Raw genomic sequence first — 6,908 nt, 5'->3', positions numbered from 1 at the left:
TCGACACGGTGAAGGTCGGCGACAAGGTGAGGTTCACCGCGGAGAAGGCAGGCGGTTCACTCGTCGTCACCACGATCGAGATGGCCAGGTAGCTCGCTCGGCGCTGGCCTGCCGACAGCCGGACATTGCCGGCCTGGCTTGCAGCGGCTCAGTTTGGCGGGTAGCCGGCCTCGCTGAGCGCTGCCGCCAGTGCGGCGCGGTCTTTCGCGCTTTCGACGCGGACCTGCTTGTTCTTCAGGTCCACCTCGAGCTTGGCGCTCGGGTCTGCGGCCTTGACTGCCTCGGTCAACCGAGCGACGCAGTGGCCGCAGCTCATGGAAGGGATGTTGAATTCGATCATGGGCGCGCTCCGCAAGACGTGATGAATGGATTGCACTGTGAAGCTTGCCACCGTGGCAAGGTCAAACGACGTGCGGTCGTTCCCGCCTTGCCGATGTGGAATTGCATAAGCCCGGCTTGACCCTTCCATGATGGGAAGCTTCAGACTCGCGCTGTCGCCACACTGCACTTGCGTCCGAAGGCCGACCTCGTCATGAACGCCACTGCCACCCTCGCTCCTTCATCTGCCGCCCTGCGGCATTGGTCGTTCCCGATCGAAGGAATGACCTGCGCCTCCTGCGTGTCGCGGGTCGAAAAGGCGCTGCAGGCCTTGCCGGGCGTGGACAAGGCCAGCGTCAACCTCGCCACCGAAGTCGCCAGCGTGCGCGCCGATGCCTCGGTCGGCATCGCGGCGCTGCGCGGCGCGGTCGAGCGTGCCGGCTATGCGCTCGCGGAGCGCCGCCTCACGCTACGAATCGACGGTATGACCTGCGCCTCTTGCGTGGCGCGCGTCGAAAAGGCGCTCGCCAAAGTGCCGGGCGTGGTGTCGGCGCAGGTGAATCTCGCCACCGAGACGGCCGAGATCAAGTGGGCCGGCGAGGTCGATACCGAGGCGCTGCGCGCGGCGGTGCAGGCGGCCGGCTACGAGGCGCGCCTGTCGAGCGCGGACGCGGATGAGCGCGCGGCACCCCAGCGAGGCGGCGCGCCGTGGTGGCCGGTCGCCGTGGCCGCGGCCTTGTCGTTGCCGCTGGCGCTGCCGATGTTCGGCCTGCTGGTGGGCAGCCACTGGATGCTCGACGGCTGGCTGCAGTTCGCGCTCGCCACCCCCGTGCAGTTCTGGCTCGGCGGGCGCTTCTACCGTGCCGGCTGGAAGGCGCTGAAGGCCGGCTCCGGCAACATGGACCTGCTGGTGGCGCTGGGCACCTCGGCGGCGTATGGCCTGAGCGTGTGGCAGTTGCTGCGCTCGGCCGGCGGCGTGATGGTCATGCCGGGCATGGCGGGCATGGCCAGCGATGGCGCCATGCTGCATCTCTACTTCGAAGCCTCGGCGATCGTCATCACCTTGGTGCTGCTCGGCAAGTGGCTGGAGGCGCGTGCCAAGCCCCAGTCCACCGAGGCGATCCGCGCGCTCAATGCGCTGCGCCCTGCGACGGCGCGGGTGCGGCGCGCGGGGCAGGAGAGCGAGGTGCCGGTGGCGCAGGTGCAGGTCGGCGACGAGGTCGTGGTGCGCCCCGGCGAAAGGATGCCGGTCGACGGCGTGGTGGTCGAAGGCGCCAGCCACCTCGACGAGTCGCTCATCACCGGTGAGAGCCTGCCGATTGCCAAGCACGCGGGCGAGGCGGTGACCGGCGGCTCGGTCAATGGCGAGGGCGTGCTGCGGGTGCGCACCACGGCGGTCGGGCCTGATTCCACGCTCGCGCGCATCGTGCGCATGGTGGAGTCGGCGCAGGCCGGCAAGGCGCCGATCCAGCGGCTGGTGGACCGGGTGAGTGCGGTGTTCGTGCCGGTGGTGATCGTCATTGCCTTCGTCACCTTGCTCGGCTGGGGCCTGGGCACCGGCCACTGGGAGGCGGCCATCCTCAACGCCGTGGCGGTGCTGGTGATCGCCTGCCCGTGTGCGCTCGGCCTGGCGACGCCGACCGCCATCATGGCCGGCACGGGCGTGGCGGCGCGCCACGGCATCCTCATCAAGGACGCCGAGGCGCTGGAAGTGGCGCATGCGCTCGAGGTGGTGGCCTTCGACAAGACCGGCACGCTCACCGAAGGCAAGCCGCGTCTCGTGGCGCACGAAGCCGTGGGCGCGGGCGCCGCGGCGGGCGCGGCCGGCGCTGCCCGAGCCGCTGCCGACGACGCGCGTGAACTGCTGGCGCTCAGCGCCGCGCTGCAGTCACAGAGCGAACACCCGCTCGGCCGCGCGGTGATGGAGGCGGCAGCGAGCGAAGGTCTGGCGGTGCCGGCGGCCCGCGAAGTCACCGCCGTTGCCGGGCGCGGCATCGCCGGCACGGTGAACGGGCGCGCGCTGCGCCTGGGCAGCGGCCGCTACATGGACGAACTGAAGGTCGGCCGCGCGTCGCTGGCGGCGCGCGCCGAGGCGCTGCAGGCCCAAGGGCGCAGCGTCTCGTGGCTGGCCGACATCAGCGACGTGAGCGCCGCGCCGCGCCTCATCGGCCTGCTGGCGTTTGGCGATGCGGTGAAGCCCGGCGCCGCGGCAGCGCTGCGCGCGCTGCACGCGCAGGGCGTGCGCACCGCGCTCGTCACCGGCGACAACCGCGGCAGCGCTGCGGCGGTGGGCCAGGCGCTCGGCATCGACGACGTGCATGCCGAGGTGCTGCCCGAGGACAAGGCGGCCATCGTCGCGGCGCTCAAGGCCAACGGCGCGCGCGTCGCGATGGTGGGCGACGGCATCAACGACGCACCGGCGCTGGCGGCGGCCGATGTCGGCATCGCCATGTCCACCGGCACCGACGTGGCGATGCACGCCGCCGGCATCACCTTGATGCGCGGCGACCTGGCGCTGGTGGCCGATGCGATCGACATCTCGCGCCGCACCTACGCCAAGATCCGCCAGAACCTGTTCTGGGCGTTTGCCTACAACGTGGTCGGCATTGCGCTGGCCGCATTGGGCCTGCTCAACCCGGTGATCGCCGCTGCGGCGATGGCGCTGAGCAGCCTCAGCGTGGTGAGCAATGCGCTGTTGCTGCGGCGCTGGAAGGGGGCGGTGCGATGAGCGCCCTCAACATCGGCCCGGCGGCCCAGCGCTCCGGCGTCTCGGCCAAGATGGTGCGCCACTACGAGTCGCTCGGCCTGTTGCCGAAGATCGCGCGCACCGACGCCGGCTACCGCCAGTACGGCGAGAAGGAAGTGCACACCTTGCGCTTCATCCGCCGCGCACGCGGGCTGGGCTTTTCGATGGCCGAGATTGCACAGCTGCTCAAGCTCTGGCAGAACCGCCGCCGTGCCAGCGCGGACGTGAAGCGCATCGCACTCGCGCATGCCGCCGACCTGCAGCGGCGCATCGACGAAATGACCGCGATGCAGCGCACCTTGGAGCGCCTGGCGTCGTGCTGCCACGGCGACGCACGGCCCGACTGCCCGATCCTCGATGAACTGGGCTCTGCGGGCAGGTGATGCGAAGCGCTCTGCACGCCACGTCGCATCGGTGTGCAAGGTCTTGGCTGTGCCACGCGACGAAGCGGCATGCGCCGGTCATCATCCGGCGTCGCACCTCGCGCGGCCACCCTGGAGGACACCCGATGGACGCTGCTGCTGCCCCGACTGGCCCGACCGCCCAGCGCTTTTACCGCCACCGTCTGCCGGTGCGCCTGATGCACTGGATCAACGTGCTGTGCCTCACCATCCTCTTGATGAGCGGGCTGCAGATCTTCAACGCCCACCCGGCGCTCTACTGGGGGCACGACTCGAGCTTCGCCACGCCCTGGGTGTCGATGGGCGCCGAGGAGCGCGACGGGCGCATGGTCGGCGTGACGCGCATCGCCGGCCATGCGTTCGTGACCGACGGCGTGCTCGGCGTCTCGGCCTCGGGCCGCGGCGGTGAGCCGATGGCGCGCGGCTTCCCCTCGTGGGCCACCATCCCGGGCCCGCAGTGGCTGTCGATGGGCCGGCACTGGCACTTCTTTTTCGCCTGGCTGTTCGTGCTCAACGGCGCGGCCTACCTGCTCTACAGCTTCTTCAGCGGCCATTTGCGGCGCGACCTCTTGCCCACGCGCGAGGAGTTGCGCCGCATCGGCGCTTCGGTGCGCGACCACCTGCTGTTTCGTCACCCGAGCGGCGAGGCCGCCAAGCGCTACAACGTGCTGCAGAACCTGGCTTACCTGGCGGTGATCTTCGTGCTGCTGCCGCTCGCGGTGGTGGCCGGGATGGCGATGTCGCCCATGCTCGACAGCGTCTTGACCGGCTGGGTCGACCTGCTGGGCGGGCGGCAATCGGCGCGCACCCTGCACTTTCTCGCCGCCACCGGGCTGCTGCTGTTCGTGTTGGTGCATGTCTTCGAGGTCGTCATCAGCGGCGTGTGGAACCAGCTCCGCTCGATGATCACCGGCTACTACCAAGTGCCCCAGGACTCGGCGAGCCGAACCCGCCCCCGAGGGGTCGAGGAAACTCGAGAGCGGCCCGTCGTTTCCGGCGATTCCCGGAGGCAGCCATGAGCCCGCAGCACCGCGCGCCACACGCAATGGCCCCGCGTGGCCGGCGGCGCTTGCTGCGCCGCGCGTTGGCGGCGGCCGGCAGCCTGCTGCTCGGCGCCTGCGACCGGCTCTCCAACAGCGAATCCTTTGTCGGCGTGCTCAAGAGCGCCGAAGGGCTGAGCCGCTCGGTGCAGAAGGCCGTCGCGGGTCGTCGCTCGATGGCGCAGGAATTCACGCCGGCCGACGTGCAGAAGAGCTTTCGCAGCAACGGCACGCGCCTGCCGGCCGGCGCCGACTACCGCGCGCTGCTCCAAGGCGGCTTTGCCGACTGGAAGCTCGAGGTCGGCGGCTTGGTCGAAGCGCCGGCCTCGTACACCTTGGCCGAACTGCGCGCCCTGCCTTCGCGCACGCAGATCACGCGGCATGACTGCGTGGAAGGCTGGAGCTGCATCGGCCAATGGAAGGGCGTGCAGCTCGGCCGCGTGCTCGAGCAGGTGAAGCCGAAAGCCGGCGCGCGCTTCGTGGTGTTCCATTGCGCCGACGCCATGGACGAGGGCGACCCCGACTCGCTCTACTACGAGAGCATCGACCTCGACGACGCCTACCACCCGCAGACCTTGCTGGCCTATGAACTCAACGGTGCCCCGGTGCCGGTGGGCAACGGCGCGCCACTGCGTGCCCGCATCGAGCGCCAGCTCGGCTACAAGCACGCCAAGTACCTGATGCGCATCGAGCTGGTGGCGAGCCTGGAAGGCATCCGCGGCGGGCGGGGCGGCTATTGGGAAGACACGGGGTACGAGTGGTATGCGGGGATCTGAGTCCAAACGAAACATCAAGGCGTGCCGAACTCGGCAGCCCACGTCACGTCGATCACCGGCGACGAAAGACCGCCGCGCAGCGACTTGACGTAACCCGCGCCGACCTTGACTCGGCCGTAGCGGCCGAGATCCCGCCCGATCCAGGCCATCGGCTCCGCGATTGCGCCGCCGCCGCTGAAGACACCGCCCCCACCGGCCGCACCGACCATGGCCTCGGCCCCGACGCTCCAGCGCGGGTACCGCGCAAAGCGCGTGGTCGTGCCGAGGCCAACCAGGCCGACCGAATAAGCGCCTGCGCCGCCGGTGATCGCGCTGTGGGCCTGGCCGCTCAGATACAGGTGCTCGGTCAATGAGCGACGAAACTTGAGGCCCAAGGTACTCAGGCCAGGCGCGCCGCCATCCTTCCTGCGGGCGTGCAGATAGTTCTGCACGCTGAGCGACCATTCCGTGTCATGCATGATCCTGGGCGATGCAGCGGAGCCGGCCTCGGCCCGTGCTTCGCCGAGCTTCATACCGACCGAAAGCTGCGCATAGGGCGTGTTGAAATCGCCGCTGAACGCACGGGCTCGGCCGGTCTCGAGGTCGAGTGACAACTGACGGCTCAACTGCAGCCTGCTCAATAACGCCGCCTTCGCGATCGGGCCACCGCCGGTGAGCACGGCGCCACCGCCACCCAGACCGACCGCAGCACGGACACCGACCCGAATCGCCTCGCTGCCGGCCGGCCAGAGCGCCAGCACACCGCCCAACACCTCGGCGTAGCCATCGGCCCCTCCCGTTGCCGCTCCGGCCGCTTCCAGGGTCGCAGACACCCCATGGTCAAGTTGTCGCTCCAAGCGCATGCCCGCATAGCCGAGCGACTTGCCACTGGCCGAACCGGAGGCATATCGGCCTGCAGTCACCGCCACGCGGTCAGCGCCCAGGCCGCCCGGGCCAGTGAACTCCATGCTCCGTCCGGCAAGGCCGGGGGCGGTGAACGCAAACTTGTCCTGCATCGTTACCAGCAGGCCGAGCTGCGCACTGTGGATCGTGCCGCTCGGAAAACGGACTTGCGAAGCCGAGATGCCGGTCGCCCAGCCGCCGAAGTCGAACATCAGGTCGACATGCGGGCGCAGCATCAAGCCACCGCCTACCGGGGCGCCGGCGCCGCCACCGCCGCCGACGTACACGCCCGCGACGACTTCCCATCGATCGTCGAGGCGCCAGCGTCGCGCGCCCTCGGCGCCCCATGTGAACAGTCCGCCACGCCGACCCGTCGCTGCCCCATAGAGCGCCGGCCCCAGCCACCAGCCAGGCGCCAGCTCCACGACGTAGCTTGCGCCGAGCAGGCCCATGTGTTCGTCACCGGGCAGCCGCAAGCGCTCGAAGCCGACCGTCACGCGAGCAGGCAGGGCTTGCGCGCGGGTCGCGTCGTCCTGCGCAATGTCCAAAGCCTTGTCGGCGGCCATTGCGCTCCAGCCCGAACTCGTCAGCAGACCCGCGATCAGGATCGGCACCCACGCCTTTCGGAATTTCAACACCACGGTCTTCCTCATGCGTGCCGAGGCCGGCGAAGCCGCGCATCTTACGAAAGGGCAAGCGCATGGCGCCTTCCCGCCGCCGACGGGGCCGCACGCCCTGCCGGCCT

7 protein-coding genes are annotated in these 6,908 nt (G+C 70.0%); 5 read left to right on the top strand and 2 right to left on the bottom strand.

The features are described from left to right. Positions 1 to 148 precede the first annotated feature (148 nt). Complete coding sequence (locus RMO12_RS13770) at positions 149 to 340, bottom strand: heavy-metal-associated domain-containing protein (protein WP_309639719.1); 192 nt, start codon at positions 338 to 340, stop codon at positions 149 to 151. A gap of 192 nt (positions 341 to 532) precedes the next feature. Here RMO12_RS13770 and RMO12_RS13765 point away from each other — a divergent pair, with 192 nt between their 5' ends. The 4 genes from RMO12_RS13765 (at position 533) to RMO12_RS13750 (ending at position 5,281) form a co-directional block, all read left to right on the top strand. After that, complete coding sequence (locus RMO12_RS13765; protein WP_309639718.1) at positions 533 to 3,046, top strand: heavy metal translocating P-type ATPase; 2,514 nt, start codon at positions 533 to 535, stop codon at positions 3,044 to 3,046. Continuing rightward, complete coding sequence (gene cueR / locus RMO12_RS13760) at positions 3,043 to 3,447, top strand: Cu(I)-responsive transcriptional regulator (protein WP_309639717.1); 405 nt, start codon at positions 3,043 to 3,045, stop codon at positions 3,445 to 3,447. The genes RMO12_RS13765 and cueR overlap by 4 nt, the downstream gene beginning before the upstream one ends. 125 nt (positions 3,448 to 3,572) lie before the next feature. Further along, positions 3,573 to 4,484 (top strand): cytochrome b/b6 domain-containing protein, encoded by a 912-nt coding sequence (locus RMO12_RS13755; RefSeq protein WP_309639716.1) that lies wholly within the window; start codon positions 3,573 to 3,575, stop codon positions 4,482 to 4,484. Then, positions 4,481 to 5,281, top strand: a complete 801-nt coding sequence (locus RMO12_RS13750; RefSeq protein WP_309639715.1) for a molybdopterin-binding protein — start codon at positions 4,481 to 4,483, stop codon at positions 5,279 to 5,281. The genes RMO12_RS13755 and RMO12_RS13750 overlap by 4 nt, the downstream gene beginning before the upstream one ends. A gap of 14 nt (positions 5,282 to 5,295) precedes the next feature. Here the strand turns inward: RMO12_RS13750 and RMO12_RS13745 are convergent, their stop codons facing one another. Continuing rightward, complete coding sequence (locus RMO12_RS13745) at positions 5,296 to 6,729, bottom strand: hypothetical protein (protein WP_309639714.1); 1,434 nt, start codon at positions 6,727 to 6,729, stop codon at positions 5,296 to 5,298. Between RMO12_RS13745 and RMO12_RS13740 the strand changes: the two genes are divergently transcribed. Further along, positions 6,704 to 6,908: hypothetical protein (locus RMO12_RS13740; RefSeq protein WP_309639713.1), on the top strand; the 205-nt coding region annotated here is incomplete at its 3' end. The two genes, RMO12_RS13745 and RMO12_RS13740, sit on opposite strands and share 26 nt — an antisense overlap.

Source organism: Methylibium sp., assembly GCF_031393925.1.
Taxonomy (GTDB): domain Bacteria; phylum Pseudomonadota; class Gammaproteobacteria; order Burkholderiales; family Burkholderiaceae_C; genus Methylibium.
The sequence above is the reverse complement of the archived record's forward strand: the minus strand, read 5'-3'. Positions and strand labels throughout refer to the sequence as shown.